Consider the following 22428-nt stretch of genomic DNA (forward strand, 5'->3'; position numbering starts at 1 on the left):
CTTTCCGCGGGACCGGGCACCGTGCCGGACGCGGGGAAAAAGGTGGGGTGATCGACGGGACTCGAACCCGCGACAACCGGAATCACAATCCGGGGCTCTACCAACTGAGCTACGACCACCATTCAGGCGGGCGGGAGGCTTATCCCAGCCCTGCGGCATTGGAAAGGGAAAAATCGCCTGCTCGGCGGAAACTTCATCGGACGACCCTACCGCCCAGAGAGAGGATGCGTGAGTTCGCCTTGGCGGCCTCCGCGTTGGGGATGTCGCCAAGGCGGACATAGATCTGGGAAAGGGCGGTCCAGGCGAGGAGATCGTTGGGCTGGAGGGAGGTGGCCTGGAGGGATGCACCGAGAGCCTCCTTGAGCTTTTCGGTTTTGAGCAAGGCCATGGAGAGGGCGTGCCAGGAATCGAAATGGGTGGGATCGATCCCCACACATTTGCGGTAGAGCGCCGCGGCCTCCTCCAGCTCGCCGAGCGCCAGGTGACCGCTGGCGTCGTCGAAGGCTTGCTGGAGTTCGTCGGTCACGATACGGGGTTTCGGACGCCCATGCGCCCCTATTGGCGGTATAGGGCCTGGACTTCGGCGGCCTCGCTGCGGGCGTTGAGCCATGAGGTGAAGGCGGAGATCCTGTTGGACTCGGCGGCCTGGCCGACCTGTGCCTCCACGGTGGTTGCGTCGGTCTCGCTTTTGATGACATCGCGGCTTTCCACGAGGACGAGGAAGGCGCGGTCAGCCTCGATGACAGGCTCCGCGAGACTGCCGGGATCGGTGTAGGCAGCGTCCGAGAAGAGGGTGGCAGGCACCTTGGTGGTGTCGCCCTGGTAGCCGGAGGTGACGTCCGGGAGGCTGACGACCTCGTTGGTGATCCCGGCAGCGGTGGCCGCCTCCGCGAAGGTCTTGCCCTCGGCGAGCGATGCCTTGATTTTTTCCGCAGCCTCATCGGCGGCCTGCTTGAGGGCGGCGGCGGCTTTCTCTGCGATCAGGCGGGCGCGGGCATCTGCCCGGGCTTCCGCGTAGGTCTGGACGCGCGATGGCTCGGTCTCTTCAAGCCGGGCAATGATCCAATCGCTCTCGCCGATCGCGATGGCGGGCGAAATTTTCGAGAAAGGGTCCGAAGTTTCCTTCATGCGGAAAAGCTCGTCCGCCACGGTGCCGGGGGTGCTGTTGGAGCGGAGCTTGGCGCGGAGATCCTCGGGGGCTTCGGCGGCCGCGAAAAGTTCCGAGGTTTTCAGCTCGAAGCCGCGCTCCCTGGCGAGATCCGCGAAGCTGAGGTCTTTGCCGGACTCGAGGTCGTAGAGGAAATCATCGACCTTCGCATCGGTTTCGAGCTGTATCTTGCGGCGGCTCTCGGCGATGCCTGCGCTGCGCTCCGCCACCTTTTTGTCATACTCCGCCTTGGCCTCCGCCGTGGCATCGACGGGCGGGGCGGGAATTTCCGCCGGCTCATCGGGGAATGCGGGCTTGGCCACCAGGTAGGTGAACCTGCGTTTTTCCGGGGTGCGGAAGGCGTCCTTCACGGTTTCCCAATATCCCTTGATCTCCTCCTCGGTGGGATCGATTTTCTCCTCGATGGGATCCATATCGATGCGGGCGAGGCTGAGCCGGATGCGTTGGGAGTCGAGGGCATTGCGCTTCGCGACGAGGCCGCTGTCGGTCGTGAGGCCGGAGCCGATGATCTCCATGAGCTTGCGCTGGCCGATGACATCGGACGCGAGATCCCGGATGTCGGGCTCCGAGAGGCCGAGGCGGCCTATGCCCTTCTCGATGAAATTGCGGTATTGCTCCGGAGAGAAAGCGCCGTCCGGGCCGGTGAATGCACGGAGCTGGCGGATGAAGCTGTCAATCTCCTCATCCCCCGGATAGATGCCGAACTCCTGTTTTGCGGAGCGCAGCAGGATGCGGTTCGAGAAGAAATTTTCCTGGGCCTGTTCCTGCGTCTGTGCGTCCCCGGCGAGGGAGATGAGGAAGCCATAGAATTGAAAATCACCGGACTGCATCAGCGCCTGGGTGAGTTCGTAGCCGGAGGCCCCGAGTTTTGTGAACTCCTTGTCCGAGTAGGTGCGCCCCGCGATCTTCATGTAGGGGGCGCCGCCCTGCGATGCGCGCATGGTGCTGGTGTCCATGAACAGGAAGCCGATGAGGACGAGGACGAAGAGGACGATGATGAGTCCGGTGTATTTGCGAAGGTTTTCGATCATGGCTGGATGGCTGGGGGCGGGATTAAAGGGAGGGAAAGCGCGGGACGCAAGACAGTAAGCGGGGGAAGACGAGTGAACAGCCGTGGGACAAGAGGAGGCAGGGATGGGTAGCGAATCATTCTTCCCCACCCCCCTCCCCCGGCCTCCCCCTCGCCCGCTCCTCTTTGATCCCCTCCCAGATCAGATGCGGGCCGGGTGGGCTGTGTCCGGGGTCGTGCTTTTTCCCAAGGCGGGTAAGCGTATCGGCTATGGGCGAGGCTTCCTGATCTGCGGTGAGATTGAGGATGATGAGCGCCTCTCCCTCGCCATCGAGGATGACAGTGCCCTTCCCGTCATCGCGGACATCGGACTCGAAGGGGATGATCCATGCATGGGCTTGGATTTTTTCACCCGATAGCAGGATTTCCCGGCGGTTCCGGATCCTGGCGGGATGATCGGATCTGAAACGGGCGCGGAAGCAAACGGCACCCGGCTTGTCCGCAATGATGTGGATCAGGATGCAGTCCGCCGCAGCGCTTGCCAGGATGGTGCGGGTGAGGGTGGTTTTCCCAAGGCGGTGGGTGGAGGTGATGATGCCGTTTTCAGCGGTGGAAGACCCGAAGCCCGCCACCTTCTCCGTTCCCGTTTCCCAGCCGATCTCAAAAACAAGCTCCTCATCGGAGCCTTTGGCCTTTGTTGCCAGGGTGGTTGCCTCCGCCGTCTGCACCACCCGGCAAGACAGCCGCGGGGTGGAAATCGCCTGCGCCGGCGCAATGGCCGTAGCGAGCAGGAGTATCGTTGTTAGGCGCGGGATCACTCGTGGAATGTGGGGTATGTCCCATGGGCGATCAAGCAGTGCTTGCGGTGCCGCGCAATCGTGGGAATGCTGGGGGCATGAATTTGCGCTGGTTGAACGCTTTGTTGTGGGGGAACACCGTCGCGCTTGCGTGGATGTGGGGGCTGGGGCTGTTTTTCAGCGTCCAGATCTCATTCATGTTCGGCATGCAGGGGCTGCTCATGTTCGCCATCCCCAACGCCATCGGCCTCATGCTTTTCGGCACGCTCACCCAGATCGTGGCAAAGCGCCATCCCGGCGGGCACGAATCGCTGGCGCTGTTTTTCGACAAGTTCGCCAAACCTTTCCGCCTCATTTTCTACATCTACCAGATCGTCGCGCTCTCGCTGACGGTCTTCGCGCTGGTGAAATATCTCGTCGTCCCACTGCTCGGGACGATCGACAGCCTCTCCGGGAGCGCTGTCCTCGCGCTTTCGGTGACGATGTCCGTCTTCGTCCTGCTGGCGGTGGGCTGCCTGTTCGGCGAGGAGTTCGGCATCCGCAAAATCAAGGCCGGGCACGCGCTGCTCGGCGCACTGCTGGTCATCTGCATTGCGACGGTGCTGGTTTCGCTTGGCGGCTCTTCCCCGGGGACCGGCAGCCAAGGGCTTGGTGCAGATCACGGATATACATCGAGCCGGTTCTGGGGACTCGTCATACCGCTTATCGTCGGGCTGCTGGTCGGCCCGTGGATGGATTTGCAGCACTGGCAGCGCGCGATCCAGATCCACCGCGAGGAAACCTCAATCCGCCTGAGCTACATTTTCGGCGGGATCATCTTTTTCCTGCTGCTGCTTTTCCACGGTTACCTGGCCATGTGGGTGATGGGCAACGCGACAGAAATCACCCTCAACACCTCGAAACTCGATGATCTCGTCTATGGCCACAGCATCGTCGTGCAGTATTTTTCCGATGGATTTTCCGGAAACTCCCTGATCCCCGCGGCCTACTTCGGTTTCCTTGTCATCTGTGTCCTGACCACGCTCGACAGCGGTTATGTCGCTCTCAGGTGGTTCCTTGGGAAAAACGTCGAGAAGAGCGAGAACATGCTCATTTCGATCATCCCCAAGCAGATCATCTCCTCTCCCATCCCGACCTTCTTCATCGTCGCCGTGATCACCTTGGGGGGCTATTTCGCGAAGTTCGAGCTGGAGTATTTCATGGTCTTCTACGCCTCGTTCTTCGTCGGCTACGCCGCGCTAGCCATCGCCCGCTGCTTCGTCCCGAACTCACAGCAGCCTCTCCCGCAGATCCGCATGTTCTCGATGGCATGCCTATGCCTGGTGATCTTCGCCTTCGGCTACATGGTCGACCAGAACGTGCTGATGTACGTCGGTTCCCTGCTTCCGCTGGCTTATGTGGTATGGCTCGTCACCACCACCGACCTGCTGCGCCTTGTCACGGAAAAGGCCGACCAGGTGATGCACGCCGCCGCAGAGATCCCCGCGATCAAGGCGATTGCCAAAACCACGCAGCCCGCGCCCAGCGAGGTGGCCGCCCCCGTTTCCGGAGGCACCCACGACCTCATGGGCCACTTCGAGGGGAAATGGTTCGTCTATTCCATGGTCGCCACCTACGCGGACACGAACTCCGTTGGCAATGTCTATTTCGGGATGTATCCGATGTATGTCGGGAAAACCCGCGAGCTGTTCTTCAACGCCGCGATGCCGGACTTCGACCTGAAGACGACGAAGTTCTACATCCTCACCCGCTCCTTCGAGCACAAGTTCGTCCGCGAGACCCGCGAGTTCGATACGATCACGGTCAAGATCAAGGTGAAGGATGCGAACCGGAAATTCTGCACCCTGGAGCACCAGATATTCGGATCCGAAGGCCAACTGTTAGGAAAAGGCCAGCAGAGCCTGCTGTTCGTTTCCGCGAAGGACTACGGCCTGCTCGACATCCCGCCGGAAGTCTATTCCGCCTTCGTGAAATATCTCTGAGCCCGCGTGCCTCAGATCCTGCCTGGATCGAATCCGAACGGCTCCCGCCACTCCGGGGGCTCCCCCTCCCAGCCGACGAGGAAGTGACGGCCGCGGAAAACCTTGCCCTTCAGGCCGGAGAGTGCGGCTGCGAGGGGATCTTTCTCGGACAAGCCAACCGACAGCAGCCCCCCATTTCCTGAAAACAGGGCGGCTGAGAGAAGGCTCTTCAGGATGGACGGATCGTCGTCCGCACAGGCGAGCATGGACGCTTTCCGGATCGGAATCGTCCTGCCCCGTCGTGGCAGCTTCGCACCGCCGCGGATTAGCGCAGCGAGATTCCAAAACGGTCGGGCTACCGCCATCGCAGGGGAATAGCCATCGACCCGCAAACGCTGGAAACCGCCTTGATCCCACAGAGCAATCATCCCGCGAATCTCTCCCGCATCCTCAGCGACAAGGAAATCCCCGATCACCAAGCCGTTGAGGAAAGCCCCACCAAGTTTCCCTAGGTCGACCGCCGCACTGAAACTCCTGCGGCGGGAGGAATCATCGAGAAGGCATTGCATTGCAGGAAGATCGGCCTCACACGCTGTGCGGACGGGGAAGTAACGCGAAATCGCCTGTTGGGGCAGCAACCAGTTCACATACCGGCCTGCGGGTCGGTATTGCGGGAGCCGCATGCGTCCGCTGCGCAGGATTTCGAGAGCCGGCGCGTTTCCCTCCAGCACAAGCGTCTGCGCCCATTCGCCTTCGGCAAAAACCTTTTCCCTGAGACTCCGAAAACCACGCGCGAGCAGGGTGCCGCTCCTCCAATCCGGATGAATCCTCAGATCGGAAAGGTAACGCAGGGGGATTTTTTCTCCGCCGAGATGGACAAGGCGTTTGCCCGCTGAAAACACACCCGCCGCCCGCCCGTCCGCTGCGAAGGCTGCCCAGACACAGGGCGTGGCCGCCTGCACCCGCGAGGCCGCGAAGAAATCCGGTGAACGATCCGAACCGATCCGGATTGCTCCGGCCATGGAGGTTTCCGAAAAAAGCCGTTCTAGCGCGGCATGATCGGCGGCAACCGCCTCGCGGATCGTCACCCCATCCATTCCGCCACCTCCCCGGATGATTGCTGTTGGTATAGTACGGGCAGCTTCACATCGCCGATCCTGCAGCCGCGCTTGAGTGCGAGGGCTGCGGATAAATCCTGCACCCATCCCTCCTTCAAAGCCATGGGCTTGCATGGCGCGAGTTGCCCGAGGGCGAGAGCCTGTTTGAAATACGGATTCTCCAGCAGCTTTGAAATCACTCGGGCGGATTTTCTAGTGTCCTCCATCCAAACCTCGTAGCCCGGCACATCGGGATCCGCCGCAAGGAACCCGCAGACGCCCGCCTCCGAAAAAGCCGCCGCAACCGCTTCCTCCGCGAGCTTCTCCCCGACCAGATCCGAGACAATCCCTTTCCTGCCGAGAAACCTCATCTCCGGAACCCCACCCTCAGTGAAGCCCGTGATCCTCACAAGATCCCCGCTGCGGTAGCGCATCAGTCCGCCCGAAGTGGAAATCAACACCTCACAGACCATGCCGATCCGCAATTTCTCACAGGCGAGATGGTTGCCGTCCTCATCGAGGAATTCATGGTAGTGGCACTCATGCGCCAGTCTCGCGGAACCGACTGGAATCGAAGTCACCCCTTCCGTTGCAAGCAGGCCTTTCGGCTCGATGGGCACACCGCCGAGCCTATCGCGGAGTCGAGGAATCCACCTGGCGCTGGAGGCATCCGCCCAACAGCTCACGAGCGCGAGCTGCGGCCAGATTTCCCGCCATGTCTTGCCGGGCCGCCGCAACGCGACTTCCGCATCGATGCAGAGTAAAAATGTCGGGCTCCAGACAGAGACCAAACTCAGATCCGGAGTCCTCAGCAGTTCCTCCGCCGTTTCCGCGAAGACTTCCGAAGCACCTCCCGAAAGCCGCGGCACAACCAGCCAGTCGGACAGCCGCGCCCCTATCGCGTCTGGGAAATATGCGCCATCGCCATCCAGCCCGACCGGCAAACCGCCCGCTGTCCTCCCCCGCGCGATCCCCGGCGGTGAGATCGCCCAATACGCCCTTCCTCCGAACACCTCAGGATAACTTTCGTGCCAGCCGCCCAGCCATGCCGCCATCCCGTAGGCGAAATCCTCCCGCAGCCCCTCGGTCACAGGGATCAGTTTCGCACCGGAACTGGTGCCGGAGGTGCACTCGAAGGCGATGACCTCCCCGCAAGGCAGCACGCCTTTCTCCCCATTCGCAACGCGCGCGATCCAATTACCATAGTCCTCGTAGTTCCTCTCCGGGACACGCTCCCGAAAATCCGCCTCAGTCCGGATCTCCCCGAACCCATGAGCCTTTCCGAACACCGTGTCCTGATGCCGATGGATCGAGGCGAGCAACCGATCCCAGGGACTCCCCGCCCTTTCCGGCATGGACTCCAGAGCCCCCAGCAATGCCCGCGCCGCCGCATTCATCGCACGCCTTCCAGCCCTTCGCGGAACGCCGTGAGCGCGAACTTGCGGAGATTCCCCGCGGACATTTCCGCCATGCACACAAGCTCCTCGCCATCGGCATGACCCGGGTTTCTCTCCAGGAAAAAATCCACCCACATATTCCGCTCCGGCACTCCGGCCAACTCCCTCCTGAGTTGACCCGCGCTCCGGGGAAATCGGATCACGCCCTCATCCGCCTTCCACGCATCGCCGAACAGTCCGCCCGCAACCTTGCCCGCAAGGTCTTCCAGAATCTGCTCCTCCCGCTCCGGATGCGGATGGAAACGCTTCGCAAACAAAGGCAGGTAACGGTAGGTGCGGTGGCCTTTCGAGATCAGGAACCAATACAGCGGCCTCCCGCTCCGCGCCTTCCGCTCCCCTGCCCGGCGGCAGAAACCTTTCACCAGTTCCTGCGTCCCCCAGTGCTCGCGGGCGATCACGGTATCTCCGGAAAAGATCACATCGCCCTCCGGCATTTCACCGCAGGGGTTCCATGCGATCGTCGTAAATCCGCACAACCGCCCCTCACCATCACGGAGCATGACCACTTCGTCCTTCCTTTCCAAATCCGCCCGGAAAGCATCCGCCGCAACCGCCTCATAATGCCGCTCCATCAGGGCGAACATTTCCGCAATCTCCGCCTCGGGAAGATCGGAAACGCGCACCACCTCGCTCGCGAGGCCGGTCTTTGTCATTTCAGGCATGCCGCGATGAGGATGGAGATCATCAGGTATTGGGAAGGCATACGGATGAAATCGGTCAGCAGGTTCAGCCTCGCATGTTCCGGCCCGTCCGGCACGAAATAGATCCCCTCGGCAGGGCCTGCGGTTTGTTTTTTGAAACGGAAGACGAAATAGATCTCGGCCACAAGGGTGAGAGCCGTCAGCCACAGCCAGATCCGCGTGTCACCGCCCCGCAGCAGAAGGACAACCAATCCGAGGTGAATTACATCATGGAAAATCCCATACGAGGTTTTCCATTTCCCCCTCGCACAAAGCGGGAGCTCGATCACCGTCCGCAACCCCATGGAAACCGCCAGATAGAGGTAAGTGGGACTCTGCAAGCAAAGCAAAACCGGCAGCACCAGCCAGAGCGCGGAAACATGCACCAGCCACCCCGCCTTCGCCCGCGAGATGGGGCCACCCAGCCGCTGCGGCAGCCGGTTCTGCCACGCATGAAAGATCGGCGCGAGAAAATGGAACCCTAGCAGCACCCAAGCCGCCCAAACCGGCATCGCCTCCACCGCATCTTGCCACGCCTTCATACCCGCAGCCCCTTTCTCTCCGGCGCGCGGCCTTCCAGAGATTTCCCGGCGATCAGATCCCGTATCCCGCGCGCGATTGCATCGGTCTCATGGAAAAGGAATTTCGCTTCCCCCGTCCGCTCGATGTCCTCCGTCTGCTCGCGGAGGATATCGACATCCTGATCCAGGATGCGCCCGGCGAAGGGTTTGAAAACGAGATTCACCAGCGCGCCCAGCGGCTCGAAGCGGAACGCCAGCATCGTGAACACCCGCGTCCTGTTTTCCGAAACCGGGGTACATTGGCTCATGACGACATACTGGCGCTTTTCACTCATCCGGTAATTCACGCGCGTGACGAAAGGCAGTTGGAAACGGTCGGTGTGACGGATCTCGCTGCCCTCCGGGACAAGCAGTTTCCCTATCCATGAGTCCATTCGCTCCTCGCCGATGAATTCCGCCTCGATCCAATCCGCCCCACCCGTGATCTCCAGCTCGATCTCCTTGCTCTCCTCACCCCGGAAAAGCCCGCGGTGCACATGCGCCGTGTGGGGGACATCCAGAAAGTTTTCCACGCAATGGAACGCCGCCGCCTCGAACTCACGCTCCATCAGGAAATGCCGCCAGCCCTGCTCCCCCATCCCCGGAAACACCGGCGGGCCAAGCTCGGAGTCAGCGCCATCCTCCGCCGGCATCCACACCCAGACGTAGCCCTGTTGCTCCCAAGCGATGTATGATTTCACCCGTATCGCGGAACAATCCCCAGACCCGCAGGCCGCAGGAATTTTCGTGCAGCGCCCGTCCGCCGCCCAAGCCCAGCCGTGGTAGGCGCAGCGCAAGCCGTCGTCGGTCACCTTGCCACGTGAGAGCGCGAGATTCCGGTGCGGGCAGCGATCCGCCAGCACCCCGATCCGCCCCTCCGCATCCCTGAAAACCACCAAGGCTTCCCCAAGCACCGTCCTTGCCACAGGCCCCTTGACAACCTGCTCCGCACGACAAGCGATATACCAATGACCCCGCAGCACACCTGCACGTTAGATCGCCGCAACCCCACATGGCGAACGGATTCGTTGTTTCCAAATCCCCCGTCCTCCTTACGATGTTGCATATGAAAGCAGCACGGTTCCTGCCACTGCTCCGCGACCGCGCGGATCTGAGGACGCTGCTGTTCGTCGCGCTCGCGCTTCTCCTCGCTGCGGGGAATTGGACGGGGCTGTTCCGCAACTTCCTGAGCGTGCCGCTGGCGTGCCTGTTCGCCTTCGTCTCCTGCACCGCGACTCACAACCAGATGCACCTGCCGGTTTTCCGCAGCCGGTTCTGGAATTCCATCTACCAGATCGCGCTTTCCTTCGCCATCGGCCAGCCGCCCACCGGCATCATCACCGCACACAATGAGAGGCATCACAAGCACACGGAAAGCGATCTCGACTTCGTACGGACAAACCTCGTCCGCTTCCGCTGGAACGCGCTGAACATCCTCCTGTTCCCCTTCGCCTCCATCGCAGCGATGTATCGGGAAAAACCAGGCGACCTCGCCGATTGGAAAGCGAAGCGCCCCCGCCTTTTCCGGCAGGCGGTGCTTGAGCGGGCGATCTTCTATGTAGTGATCGTGACCCTCCTCATTGCGGACTGGCGAGCCACCATCCTTTTCCTGTTCCTACCGTGGATCAGCGCACAGATCGCGCTGGTGGGCATGAATCTCCTCCAGCATCAGGATTGCGACAGCAGCTCGGAACACGACCACTCCCGGAACCTCACCGGAAAAGTGGTGAACTATTTCCTCCTCAACAGCGGCTACCACACCGCACACCACATCCGTCCGGCGATGCACTGGAGCAGGCTCCCGGAGTTCCATGAAAGCGAGATCGCTCCCAAAATGAACCCCGCCCTCAACCACCGCTCCCTCACCGGCCTTCTCGCCGAACGGTTCCGCAGGCCTCCCATTTCCCATGCAAGCTGAACTACCGGACCGCGAATCTTCAGCTCGCCCCAGTGCCCCCGCCCGGGAGATCGACTTCACCCTGCCGTTTTTCCCCGCCCGTCTCACCGCGCTGCACCATATCCCCTCGTGGCATCTCCTTGAAGAGCGGCACCGCACCCGCTACACACAGCTCTACGCACTTTATCTGAACGAGCAGACGGCATTCTTCGAGGAGTTGCTGGCAACAACGCTCCTTCCCGCGCTCTACGCCCGACCGGATCTCATCGGCGCGGATCTCGCGGAAAACCTCCGATGCTTCGAGCAGGAGGAGAGACGACACTCGCGCTGGTTCCGGCAAATGAACCACCGCATCGATCCCAAACGGTTTTCCATGGAGCCGGGCGACTACGTTTTCATCCCCTCCAATCCACGCCTCAACGGCATCGGCAAATGGTTCGCCGGAAAGCCGTTTTCGTTTCCCTTCTGGATCTGGCTCATCCTTCTCCAGGAGGAGCGCTCGATTTACATAGCCCGGGAGTGCCTCAACGAAAGCGGCCTCGAACCGAATTTCCGCGAGCTCCACCGCAAACACATGGCCGATGAGGTCGACCATGTCCGCTGGGACACCCAACTCATCGAACGGCTCTGGCTGCCCATGCCCATGTGGAAACGAGAGTTTCAGGCCGCAATCTTCGGTTGGCTCATGCGCGAGTTCTTCACCGTCCCGAAACGGGCGGCAAGGTCTGTGCTCGACGCCCTGCTAGGCGAGTTTCCAGAGCTTTCAACCATTGCCGGGCAACTCCGCCGCGAGCTTGCGGAACTCAAGTCCTCCCTCCCCTATCACGCCAGCCTCTACAGCCGCAACGTCACCCCGAAAGCCTTCGCCCTATTCGATTCGCTGCCGGAGTTTGAAAACATAGGCCGCTCACTACCCGCCTATGGAGAAGGGCGCCTCCGGCCCCTTAGCACAACCCCAGCGATCCACTCTCACTATCCTCCGCAAAAGGGCGAGACGCCCCCTTCTCCATACCCGCTCCCATCACGGCTGAACCTCCTCATCGCCGCCGCCCAGGTCATCGGCCTCCTCGCTCTCCTTGCGGCCACCTCCATCACCTCCGGCTGGGCGCTGGCCGGCCTCGCCATCGCGTATGCCCTCCTGATGAATTCCGGCTACGCCATGCTCCATGAAGCCGAGCACGGCCTGCTTCACGAAAACCGCCGCCTCAACGATACGGTTGGAGCCATCCTCGCCCTGTTTTTCCCCGCGCCTTTCCACCTCCTCCGCCAGGGCCACATCGGCCACCACCTGCGCAACCGCTCCGACGAAGAGGCATTCGATTTTTACTTCGAGGGCGAGAGCCGCATTTGGAAAACCCTCCAGCTTTACGGCATCCTCACCGGATTCTTCTACCTCACCGTCGTCCTCTCGAACCTCCTCGCCCTCATCCATCCGAACCTCCTGAAAGCCCGCTGGGCCGACTTCGACCGCCCGACCCGCGCCCTCCTCGACTCGCTCAATCCGCGCTACTTCCGCCTCATCCGCATCGAGGCCATCGCCGTTTTCCTGCTCCACGGCACATGGATCTGGCTCTGGGGGACGCCGGTCTGGAAACACTTTTTACTCGTCGGCAGCTTCGGCGTCCTCTGGTCCGCCCTCCAATACGTCCACCACTTCGGCACCGAGCGCGACGTCCTCAAGGGCGCCCGCAACCTCCGCACATGGAAGTGGCTCGATGCCCTCTGGCTGAACCACAACTGGCACCGCAACCACCATTCCCAACCTACCGTCCCGTGGGTGAATCTCCCGGAAATCACCCCGGAAAACGACGGCGAGCGTGGCCGCGTCCTCGCCGCCTACCTCCGCATGTGGCGCGGCCCCAGGCTTACGGATGAACGAATCGAAAACCATCATGCCGGAAAAATCATTCGCTGAGCACAAAGGCACGCAAGTCGCCATGCTCCTGCTCAATCTCATTCCGCTTTGCCATGCAGCAGGCACCGTCGCGTGCCTTTTCCTCCCGCTCATGTGGCCGCTGAAAATTCTCTCCGCCCTAGCTTTCCTTTACATCCTCCCCCTCGTCCCCGCCCGCATCCTCCGCGAATCGCTCCGGAGATCCCCTCCGGAAATCCCCATCGGCTCCCCCGCTTTCCTAAAATGGTGGGCCTGCTTCCAGTGCCAGGTGCTCTTCCTCCGCTTTCCCTCGCTGGAAGAGATCATCCGCCTCATCCCCGGTTGCTATTCCCTCTGGCTGCGGCTTTGGGGATCCCGCATCGGCAGGTTCACCTACTGGGCTCCCCGTACTTCCATCCTCGACCGCGGCTTCCTGGAAATCGGAGACAACGTGGTCTTCGGTGCCGGCGTGAAGCTCAACCCGCATGTCATGGAGAAGGGGAAACTCCTCCTCGCCCCCGTGAAAATCGGCGACCGCTCGCTCATCGGCGGATACTCACTGCTCACCGCCGGAACCGAGATCGCGGATGACGAAGCCGTCCGTGCGTTTTTGATTTCCCCGCCCTTCTCAAAATGGAAGGATAACAGACGAATCCGCGAAAAATCATGAAACCCATCATCCTGTTCCTGCTGCTCACCGCCCTTCCCGCATTTTCGCAGGAAGCCGACAAACAAGCCCTCCGCGACCTCAAGGCGATCTACGAGCGAGCCATCGCCGAAAAGGATCTCGAACTCATCAAGCCGCACCTGGCCGCCGATTTCACCGCCGTGATGATCACCGCAGATGAAGTTAAGGACTACGACGGTATCAAGGCATATTGGGCGAAGGTGGAGGAGTTCATCGGCGAGGACGGAACCTACACCGTCTCCGTCGAGCCGGATGACACGATCTTCGACGGCAACATCGCCATAGCGAAAGGCATCGCAAAGGAACAGGTCGTGCGCGGAGGGAAGAATATTGACCTGACATCGAAATGGACCGCCATCGCCCGCAAGGAAGGCGAAACATGGAAACTCGTCCGCATCCAGGCCAGCATCGACCCGGTCAACAACCCCATCATCACCGCTCTGAACAAAGGCAAACTCTGGGTGACCGGTGGGGTGGCCGGAGTCGTAGGGCTCGTCATTGGACTTCTGTTAGGGCGTAGGAGTAGGCGCGTCTCCGCGCCTTGAGTTCGGGGTGGCGTCTCCGCCACCTGTGGAAAAGTCTTTTGTCACTGCGGGTGGGACACCCGCTTGAACCCAAGGCGCGGGACGCACCTACTCCCTAGCGAACCATTGCGGATGCAATCCGCTGCCACTCTCCTATCTGATGATAGCCTCCGGTGGAGAACGGCCCGTATTCGCCGCTAGTCCCGTCCGTCCATTTCACATTCACCCGCACGGGTGACTTGTCGTCGCCCAGCCCCACCACGATGCGCCTGTCGCCCTGGGCGGAGAATCCCGAGACATTGAGTACATCGACGTGCCATTTTTTCCCTCCCTGGGAAATCTCCAGCACGCTGCCAACCGCATCGCTGGGCACCGCTTTCCCGTTTCCCCGCACCTCGAGACCGATCCACGCAGCGGATGAACTACGGCGGTTCTCGTAGAATGAGACCGGATCGAACTGCCGGGTGAGGACGAGATCCGCATCCCCGTCGTTGTCGAAGTCAGCGAGCGCCACCCCGCGCGAGTTCCCGAGCCGGGAAAGCCCCGTGACATCCGATGCATCGTGGAAAGTCCCGCCCCGATTCATCAGCACCCGGCTTTTCTGCGAACCCCAGATCGTGTAGCCCCGAGTGTCACCCCATTTGTCTGCGTAGGAATGGACACCGGGATCGCTGCGCGCCACTTGGCCGTTCACATACCAGTAGTCGCGCGGCTTATCGAAGCGGCGATCCATACTGTCGTCCACCATCCCGTTCGCCTGCACCATGTCCGGCCAGCCATCGAGATCGAGGTCGGCGACGCCCGCGCCCCACCCAAAACTTTCGGGATTCAGTGCTCCACGTTTCGCTGCCTCGTTGTGGAATAGCACGCTGCCATCCGCCATCCGCTCCGTCATCCACAACAAGCTTCCCTCCGCCTGCATCGGCGCGTGCACATTGGAGACCTGGATGTCCGGCGTGCCGTTGCGGTCGAAATCCGCGATGCTCGCATTCATCCCCTTGTAGGTGTCTTTTCCGATGGATCCGAAATGCGACCCTTCGATCCTGCGGAAACCTTTTCCCTTCTCGTTCAGGTAAAGGTCATCGGGGCCGAAGTCGGACGCCGCGTAGATGTCCGGCCAGCCATCGCCATCAAAATCCGCGGAGTTCAGTGCCAGCGTCCAATGCGTCTCCGGCATCCCGAGCTTTTTGATATCCTCCTTCGCAAAAGTCCCGTCGCCCCGGTTGCGGTAGAATTGGTTCAGCCCGCCGTTCTCCGCCTTGTGCCAGCTCGCGTGCATGAAATGGAACATACGGCGGTCGCCCTCATATTCCGGCCGGGGCAGGCGGAAGGGATTGAGCGGGGTCGGCTTTTCATAATCCGGCAGGTAGGGCGTCATCGAGTTTCCCAGCAGCAGGTCGAGATCGCCGTCGCGGTCGGGATCGAAAAACATCGCCGCAAGGCAGGTGTGGTGGCCGGTGATCCCTGACCGCTCCGTGATGTCGGTGAAGGCGATTTCCCCGGCGACAGAATCGTTCCTGAAAAGCCTGCTGCCGCCGAAACCCATGCCGATGAAAAGATCCTGGTCGCCGTCGTTGTCGATGTCCGCGAAGACCGCGCAGGATGGAAGACCATACTCGGCCGGATCGGCGCGGATCACATCGAGCGCGGGCAGTTGGATTTTTTCAAATGTCAGATCCCCCGTATTCCGGAAAAGCGTGCAGCGATCTTCCGCCCGTTTCATCGGCCTCGTCAGGAAAAGATCCTGAAGCCCGTCGCCGTCCACATCCGCCACCGCCGCCGCATCGCCCACCGAGAGAATCCATTTCCCGACATGCTGGAGACGCGGATCGATATCGGTGAGGATGGTTCCCTGCTTGGACGGGAAAAGATCCTTCTCCACCCACGTGAAGCCGGGACTTTCCGTCAGCCCGCGCGGAGTCCGATCCAGCGCGAATGCCACGCCCACCAGAACCGATGCCAGCACCGCTTTCCTAACAAGCACCCGCGATTCGGGAAATCCTCGAGCTTTGATCCAACCCCAAAGAAACCGCACCGTTTGCACCGTGAACGCCGCGTAGAAGAGCGTGTAGTAGCCCTGCATGAAATGGAACCCGAGATCCGCCACGGTGATCGCCGCCGCGATTCCGATCTGCGCTCCCTTTTTCGCCGGGGAGGTCGCCGGATCGGTCAGCATATAGAACACGAAAAGGAAGAACGCGGGAGCTGTCAGCGTCCCCAGCCAGATCGCCTCCGCAGGCACATGGTGACGCATCACCCAAGCCCGCAGCGCAGTCTGGGCGCAGTAGAAAACGAGGAACGAACCCACCAGCCAGCCGCGTTGGATCTTGCGGATGAACACCACCATCGCCAGCCCGCCAAGGAACATCGCGATCGCCCACGTCCCGCCCCATTGGTAGGCTGGAGCGGGCGAGATCAGCCCACCACCCAGCAGCATCCCCGCGATCACACCGAACAGCGCCGGATTATAGACATGCTTCCCGTTGAGCGTGAAAAGGTGCTTCGACCCGATCGCCAGAAGCGGCGGCAGCAGCGGCAGCCAGACATTCGATCCATAGTCCAGCAACAGCGCCAGCCCGCACCCGGTGATCAGCCCGCTCCACGGGAACTCCGTCCGTTTCCTGAAAAACCGGTTCGCCAGGAAATCCGCCAGCGCCGCCGTCACAACCACCATCCCAGCCTGCAACGGCGTACGCGCGAAACCGAGGAACGCCAGCCCGCAAATTAAGTAGAGCCCCAGCAAGCCAGCGAACCACGGCCTGGGATCCACATCCTTTGTAATCTCCGGTCTCAACAGCCCCATCCTGCCCCGCCCTCTACCTTTAGGCAATCGGCGATGTGAAAGTGGGATCCTTCTCTCACCCCACAAACAGCCCCACGATCGCGGCACTCGTCAGGTTCGAGAAAGTCCCCGCAATCACCGCCAGGAAACCCAGCCTCGCGATCTCAGAGCGGCGGTTCGGAGCCATGCCGCCGAGACCGCCGAGGAGGATGCCGATCGAGGAAAGGTTGGCGAAGCCGCAGAGCGCAACGGCTCCGATCGCCTGTGCCTTGGGCGAGAGCATCTCCTGCCATTTGATGTATTGAACGTAGGCGACGAACTCGTTGAGGATGAGCTTTTGCCCGATCAGGCTGCCGCCTTTCACCGCATCCTCCCACGGCATCCCGATCAGCCAGGCGACGGGCGCGAAGCACCAGCCGAGTATCACCTGGAGGCTGAGGTCTCCGTTTCCGAACCAGCCGCCGATCCCGCCTATCATCACGTTGAGAAGTGCGATCAGGCCGATGAAGGCGAGCAGCATCGCCCCGACGTTCAGCGCGAGCATCAGACCGGTGGATGCCCCGACCGCAGCCGCATCCACCACATTCGCCGGCTTCTCATCGCCTTCCGCGAAACCTAGGTTCCCCTCGTGCGGGACATCAACCTCGGGCTTCATCAGCTTCGCGAAAAGCAAGCCGCCCGGAGCCGCCATGAACGAAGCGGCGATCAGATAATTGATATCCACACCCAGCGCCACATACCCGGCCAAAATGGATCCCGCCACGCTCGCCAGCCCGCCGACCATCACCGCGAAAAGCTCGGATCGTGTCATCCGGGCAATGTAGGGTTTCACCACCAGCGGAGCCTCCGTCTGTCCTACGAAAATGTTCGCCGCCGCCGAGAGCGATTCCGTCCGGCTCGTTCCCAGCAATTTTTTCAGAGCGCCTCCCAGCACCTTGATCACCACCGCCATCACCTTCAGGTGATAGAGCACCGCGATGAGCGAGGAGAAGAAAATGATCATCGGCAGAACACGGAACACAAAGATAAAACCGATCGAAGCGGGCCCGTCCGTGGTCAGCGGGCCGAAAAGGAAATCGACGCCCTCTTTCCCAGCTCCGATCGCGTTGGTGACGCCGTTGCTGAGCCATTGCAAGGTCTCCCGCCCGGCCGGCACCGCGAACACGACGAAGCCGATGGAAACCTGGATCGCCAGCGCCGCGCCGACCGTCCGCCAGCGGATCGCCTTGCGGTTGTCACAGAGAAGATAGGCCGCTCCGAGGAGCGCGGCGATTCCAAGGAGACCGGTCATGGGACTGACAAATATCCGTTCGCGAACCGGATAGGAAGGGGAATAAACGGCCGCTCGGCCTGCATTTCTCCCCCTCCCGCAGGGGCACTCCCACACGTTCCGCCGGGATCTCAGTACGTCTCGGACTTCGGATAGACGTTGGCCTCGTCCTCGGACGCAGACAGTCTGGAACCGCCCTCGAACCGGTGCGCCTTCGACGAGATTGACAGGGTAGCGGACCTGGAGCCGTAATGGCGGGACGATGAATCTCCGCCCCGCTTTTGTTCTCGCCTTGTCGGCCTCCGCCTGCCTCGCGGCGGAAATCACCCGCGGCCCATACCTCCAGGTGGCGCGGCAGGACGGGATCACCATCGTCTGGAGAACCGAAGGCGAGCTTGCCAACCCGAAAGTGAACTATTCGCAAGACGGGAAGGTCGAGAGCGGAACATGCTCCGGCCCTGCCATCCTGGAACGCTCCGGGCTCAGCGGGGCGCCGCAAGGCGCATTCCAATACGAGGCGACGATCTCCGGACTCCTGCCCGGCACCACCTACCGCTACGATATCCTCGACGGTGCCAAGGCTCTCACAGGAAGCGGCCCGGAATATCGTTTCACCACCCACCCGCCCACAGGCAAACCAACCCCCGCGCGGATCTGGGTGGTCGGGGACTCCGGCACCGGCGAGGCGCACCAGATGCTCGTCCACCGCGCCATGGTCGCCTACACGGAGGAAACGAAACGCCCGCTCGACCTCTACCTCCACGTCGGCGACATGGCGTACGGCCAGGGCACCGATGCGCAGTTCCAGACGAAATTTTTCAAACCCTACAAGGACACCCTCCGCAACACCGTCTGCTGGGCTTCGATGGGAAACCACGAAGGGCACAGCTCGAATGGCCTAAAGGGCGTGGGGCCGTTTTTCGACGCCTATGTCTGCCCGGTGAAAGGAGAGGCGGGCGGGGTGCCCTCCGGCAGCGAATCGTATTACTCCTTCGACCATGGCGACATCCATTTCATTTGCCTGAACTCGCACGATATCGACCGCTCCCCGCAAGGCGAAATGGCGAAATGGCTGGTGCGCGATCTGGCTGCAGCGGAATCGCGCTGGATCATCGGCTTCTGGCACCATCCGCCCTACACCAAGGGCACCCACAACAGCGACACCGAGACCCAGCTTGTGGAGATGCGGGAATCCATCATGCCCATCCTGGAAAACGGCGGGGTCGATCTCGTCCTGAGCGGACACTCGCACATCTACGAACGCTCGATGCTGATTGACGGCGCATACACAACCCCCACCACCGCGAAGGGCGTTGTCCTGGATGACGGAGACGGCAAACCGGATGGCGACGGGGCATACAAGAAAAGCGAAGCGACCACCCCCCACAACGGCACGGTGGCGCTTGTGACCGGCCACGGCGGTGCCCTGGGCCGCAACAACATGGGCATCTCCCCTGTCATGCGCAGCATCGTGCTCGACCACGGCTCCACCCTCATCGACATCGACGGCGACACGCTCACCGGCGTCATGCTCGACCTACGCGGCAAGGAGCGCGACCGCTTCGCCATCGTGAAGCGCGGGACGGTGAAGCAGAGCGTCGTGGAAAACCCTTGGACGCCCGACGATTCCACGGCGGAGCGCACCGGAGCGGGCGTCCTTGGCGCGCCGAAGACCGTCGCGGATGCCGAGGAGGCCCGGAAAGCCGGAAAGCGAAATGTCCCTGGACTGATGCCGAAGGAAACCAGGGAAATCATCCCGCGCCACGCACAGTGGGACTACCTCGCCGACGGCGACGAACCGGAGACCGAAATGTGGACCCAGCTCGGATTCGACCCGAGGCAGGAGGGCTGGAAACCGGGAACGGCAGGTTTCGGATACGGCGACGGCGACGACCGAACGGAGCTCAAGGACATGCAGGGGAATTTCACCACGATCTACATCCGCCGTGAGTTCGAGATCCCGCCGGGTACCGACCTGAAACGCCTCGGCCTGCTGATCAACTACGACGACGCTTTCGTCCTCCACATGAACGGGAAAGAACTTCTCTCCAAGGGCGTCGTCCGCGGAAAGGACGGGCGCACGAAAGTCGAGAAACACGAGGCGAGCGGGGCGGAATACTTCTCGCTCGCGGAATTCGCCGGTGCCTTCCGTGAAGGGAAAAACATCATCGCCCTCGAGGGCCACAACAGCGGCAAGGACAGCAGCGACCTGAGCCTTGATCCGGCCTTGTTGCTGGAGACGGGCGAATGATCCGCCTCACTCGTAAACAAGATGTGCGGTGGCGGTGCAGGGTTCCGATGACTTGAAGCGGATCCAATAGGCTTGGAATTCCACGGGAAAGGTGTGGTTGGTTTCCTCGCCGGGTTTCACCTCGAAGGTTTCGTAAACGGACCAGCGCCCCTCACCCGTGAGATCGATCTCGGCTGAGATGGTGGTCTTCCTGTCAGCCCGGAGGGTGAGGGTTTTCCTGTCGTAGGCGGTGAGGAGGTAGGGATCGGAGGGGATGTCCTTTTCCACCGCGCTGCCCTGCCATGGGCCGCCGTGGCCGCGGGGCTTGCCGAGTTTCCAGATGTCGTCGATGGCTCCGGCCCAGAGGGCAACCTCGCCGCCGGCGGAGCGGATGATGTGGGGGTTGTCGGCGGGCGCCTTTTCCACGATGCCGGAGACGACGAAGAGGCCGCGGTAGGAGCAATAGTCGTGGACGAGGCGGTTGTGGGTGGCGACGGGACGGGCCTTGGCGAAGCCGCCGGCGTTCTCGGCGGGGAGTTCGTAGAAGGTGCCGTGGGCGTTGAAGAGGTCGCGCTCGGTGGCGACCTCGCGGCACACGCGGTATTCGTGTTTGTCGAGGGCGGGGTCGCCTTTCGGGAGGCGCCAGCGCTTGCCATTGTCATCGACATAGAGGACGGAGGCGGCGTCCACGGTGAGGATGCCGGTGGGGATGTCCGGCATCTTCTCGGTTTTCCGCCAGATGGTGGGCTTGAGTTGCAGCTCCGAGTCGAGCTCGTAGGTGCCGATGCGTTCCCCGGCGGCGTTCACGGCGTGGAAGCCGAGGGTGCGGCGGTCGCCGAAGGCATGGACGGCTCCGCCGGTGTGTGCTTCGCCGGGCTTGGCGATTCCGCCGAAGATGGCATCGGCCTCGGAGTTGCGGGTGTCAGGATTGTGGAAGGTGAAAACGGCGGAGGCCTTTTCGAGATCGATGGTGGAGGTGATGCGCGCCCATGCGCCGGTTTGGCTTTCCGCGAAGGGAACGAAGAGGTAGCCGGATGCGGGCACATCGACCTCGGCGAGCGGGGTCCATTCGCCATCGCCCTTAATGTCGGTCTCGATGCGGAAGGTGACTTTTTCCCCGGCGCTATGGGCGAGGTGAACGGCGCGGCGCGCGTAACCGGAGAAGAGGAAGGCATCCGAGGGCGCATCCTTTTTCACCGCTTCATCGACCCACACCGCGCCGCGCCCGATGGCGGGGCCGAGCTTGTCGAGCTGCGGTTCATCGACGAACCAGAGGTTGGACTGGGACTGCGGCGCTGGGACGTGGCCCTTGGCCTTGCGCTTGTTGAGGAACTCCGATTTCGCGGTGTCGTCGCACCCGAGGACGATTTTCCCGTTCCACTCCGCGAAGTCGCCGATGACCTTGAGGTAGTTCGAGCGCGGCGCGATGCCGGAGGAGTTTTTCGGGGTGAAGGTGGGCGGGAAATTCCAGAAGGTGCCGTGCATTGTCATCAGGAAATCCTTTTTTCCGATCTCGCGGATGCGGGGCCACTCGGTGTTCCAGCCGTGGGCGCCGTCGTAGGAGTGCGAGCCTTTCGGGAGGCGGTAGAAAGTCCAGCCGCTGTCCGGCATGCGGACGCCGAGGAGGAGCGAGCGGTGATCCCAGCCCACCGTCCAAATCGGGTCGGTGGCGGGGTTTGGGTTTCCATAAATGCCGCCGGAACCGGTGACTTCGGTGAACTGGTTGCGGCGGATGATGGTCCATTTTTCGGCCTTGCCGTCCCACTCGGCGAGGACGCCGGAGGATGTTTCGGGCTTGGTCTTAGCGTCGTTGCCGCGTTCGCCGTTGTTCGAATACACGTAAACGCCTTGGCCGGAGTAAAAGCCCTTTCCGTGGTAGCCGGGCAGGCCGGACTTGCGGGAGCTGGCTGCGTTGTCCTCATCGCCCCAGAGTTCGGTGACCTTGAGGCCTTTCGCGCCGATCTCGTAGATCCCCTCCTCCATCGTGGCCGTAACCACTTTTCCCGCGGGGTCGGTCAGGTGGCGGGCGGTGCCTGTGGGGCGGCCGAACATTTCCGTGTAGGGGATGGCGCGCACCTTCGAGTCGGCACCCACCGCGTAGGGGCCGATGAAAAGCTGTTTGGATTCGTTGTGGATGAGGCGGTTCGCGGGGGTGCCGCCTATGCTTTCCGGATGGATCGCCTGGATGAGATCCGGGGAAACGGAGTAGAGCTTGTCATCCGAGCCTTTGGGCGAATGCGGGGCGTAGGTCACGATCCAGAGTTTTCCCTGCCACGGCACCACCGCGCCAGTGCCGCATTCCCCCGAGGAATTGAACATCGTCAGGTGCGGATAGATCCCGCTGAGGGAAACCGGATCCGCCGCACGGACGGCAGGATGCAGGGACAGGAAGACGAAGAGGAGGATGCCGGATCTCATGGTTTTGATGATTTTTG

At 61.8% G+C, this 22428-nt stretch carries 17 protein-coding genes and 1 tRNA gene; 6 read left to right on the forward strand and 12 right to left on the reverse strand.

The window, feature by feature from the left end:
• Positions 1-43 precede the first annotated feature (43 nt).
• From HZ994_08015 to HZ994_08030, 4 genes are all read right to left on the reverse strand, one after another.
• Positions 44-119, reverse strand: a tRNA-His gene (locus HZ994_08015).
• 74 nt (positions 120-193) lie between these two features.
• Positions 194-610, reverse strand: coding sequence for a hypothetical protein (locus HZ994_08020; GenBank protein QTN32277.1), 417 nt, complete (start codon positions 608-610; stop codon positions 194-196).
• Positions 556-2199: a SurA N-terminal domain-containing protein gene (locus tag HZ994_08025; GenBank protein QTN32278.1), complete on the reverse strand. Its 1644-nt coding sequence runs from the start codon at positions 2197-2199 to the stop codon at positions 556-558. Before HZ994_08025 ends, HZ994_08020 begins: the two co-directional genes overlap by 55 nt.
• A 115-nt stretch (positions 2200-2314) precedes the next feature.
• Positions 2315-2995, reverse strand: coding sequence for a hypothetical protein (locus HZ994_08030; protein ID QTN32279.1), 681 nt, complete (start codon positions 2993-2995; stop codon positions 2315-2317).
• Between the two features lie 77 nt (positions 2996-3072).
• Here HZ994_08030 and HZ994_08035 point away from each other — a divergent pair, with 77 nt between their 5' ends.
• Positions 3073-4956 (forward strand): hypothetical protein, encoded by a 1884-nt coding sequence (locus HZ994_08035; GenBank protein ID QTN32280.1) that lies wholly within the window; start codon positions 3073-3075, stop codon positions 4954-4956.
• Between the two features lie 11 nt (positions 4957-4967).
• On the opposite strand, the gene HZ994_08040 is transcribed toward HZ994_08035, so the two are convergent.
• The 5 genes from HZ994_08040 to HZ994_08060 all read right to left on the reverse strand — a co-directional run bounded on the left by HZ994_08040 (position 4968) and on the right by HZ994_08060 (position 9712).
• The gene (locus tag HZ994_08040) at positions 4968-6032 is read right to left on the reverse strand and encodes a hypothetical protein (protein QTN32281.1); all 1065 of its coding nucleotides are present in this window, start codon (positions 6030-6032) and stop codon (positions 4968-4970) included.
• On the reverse strand, positions 6020-7321 hold the full coding sequence (locus HZ994_08045; protein QTN32282.1) for a GH3 auxin-responsive promoter family protein: 1302 nt from the start codon (positions 7319-7321) through the stop codon (positions 6020-6022). Before HZ994_08045 ends, HZ994_08040 begins: the two co-directional genes overlap by 13 nt.
• Positions 7322-7425: 104 nt before the next feature.
• Positions 7426-8151: a hypothetical protein gene (locus tag HZ994_08050; GenBank protein QTN32283.1), complete on the reverse strand. Its 726-nt coding sequence runs from the start codon at positions 8149-8151 to the stop codon at positions 7426-7428.
• Positions 8139-8711: a hypothetical protein gene (locus tag HZ994_08055; GenBank protein ID QTN32284.1), complete on the reverse strand. Its 573-nt coding sequence runs from the start codon at positions 8709-8711 to the stop codon at positions 8139-8141. Before HZ994_08055 ends, HZ994_08050 begins: the two co-directional genes overlap by 13 nt.
• A complete protein-coding gene (locus tag HZ994_08060; GenBank protein QTN32285.1) occupies positions 8708-9712 on the reverse strand; it encodes an aromatic ring-hydroxylating dioxygenase subunit alpha in 1005 nt (334 codons plus the stop codon). The genes HZ994_08055 and HZ994_08060 overlap by 4 nt, the downstream gene beginning before the upstream one ends.
• Positions 9713-9795: 83 nt before the next feature.
• On the opposite strand from HZ994_08060, the gene HZ994_08065 reads away from it, so the two are divergent.
• From HZ994_08065 to HZ994_08080, 4 genes are read left to right on the forward strand one after another with little or no spacing between them, the layout of a single operon-like run.
• Positions 9796-10647, forward strand: a complete 852-nt coding sequence (locus tag HZ994_08065) for a fatty acid desaturase (GenBank protein ID QTN32286.1) — start codon at positions 9796-9798, stop codon at positions 10645-10647.
• Positions 10637-12541: a fatty acid desaturase gene (locus tag HZ994_08070; protein ID QTN32287.1), complete on the forward strand. Its 1905-nt coding sequence runs from the start codon at positions 10637-10639 to the stop codon at positions 12539-12541. The genes HZ994_08065 and HZ994_08070 overlap by 11 nt, the downstream gene beginning before the upstream one ends.
• Positions 12519-13169: a hypothetical protein gene (locus HZ994_08075; protein ID QTN32288.1), complete on the forward strand. Its 651-nt coding sequence runs from the start codon at positions 12519-12521 to the stop codon at positions 13167-13169. Before HZ994_08070 ends, HZ994_08075 begins: the two co-directional genes overlap by 23 nt.
• A complete protein-coding gene (locus HZ994_08080) occupies positions 13166-13732 on the forward strand; it encodes a nuclear transport factor 2 family protein (GenBank protein ID QTN32289.1) in 567 nt (188 codons plus the stop codon). Before HZ994_08075 ends, HZ994_08080 begins: the two co-directional genes overlap by 4 nt.
• A 94-nt stretch (positions 13733-13826) precedes the next feature.
• On the opposite strand, the gene HZ994_08085 is transcribed toward HZ994_08080, so the two are convergent.
• Complete coding sequence (locus tag HZ994_08085) at positions 13827-16505, reverse strand: VCBS repeat-containing protein (protein ID QTN32290.1); 2679 nt, start codon at positions 16503-16505, stop codon at positions 13827-13829.
• A gap of 64 nt (positions 16506-16569) precedes the next feature.
• Entirely contained in the window at positions 16570-17784 is a 1215-nt protein-coding gene (locus HZ994_08090; GenBank protein QTN32291.1) for a NupC/NupG family nucleoside CNT transporter, read from the reverse strand.
• Between the two features lie 241 nt (positions 17785-18025).
• Here HZ994_08090 and HZ994_08095 point away from each other — a divergent pair, with 241 nt between their 5' ends.
• Positions 18026-20014, forward strand: coding sequence for a metallophosphoesterase family protein (locus HZ994_08095; GenBank protein QTN32292.1), 1989 nt, complete (start codon positions 18026-18028; stop codon positions 20012-20014).
• Between the two features lie 6 nt (positions 20015-20020).
• On the opposite strand, the gene HZ994_08100 is transcribed toward HZ994_08095, so the two are convergent.
• A complete protein-coding gene (locus HZ994_08100) occupies positions 20021-22411 on the reverse strand; it encodes a hypothetical protein (protein QTN32293.1) in 2391 nt (796 codons plus the stop codon).
• Positions 22412-22428 lie beyond the last annotated feature (17 nt).

Source organism: Akkermansiaceae bacterium (assembly GCA_017798145.1).
Lineage (GTDB): Bacteria > Verrucomicrobiota > Verrucomicrobiia > Verrucomicrobiales > Akkermansiaceae > Luteolibacter.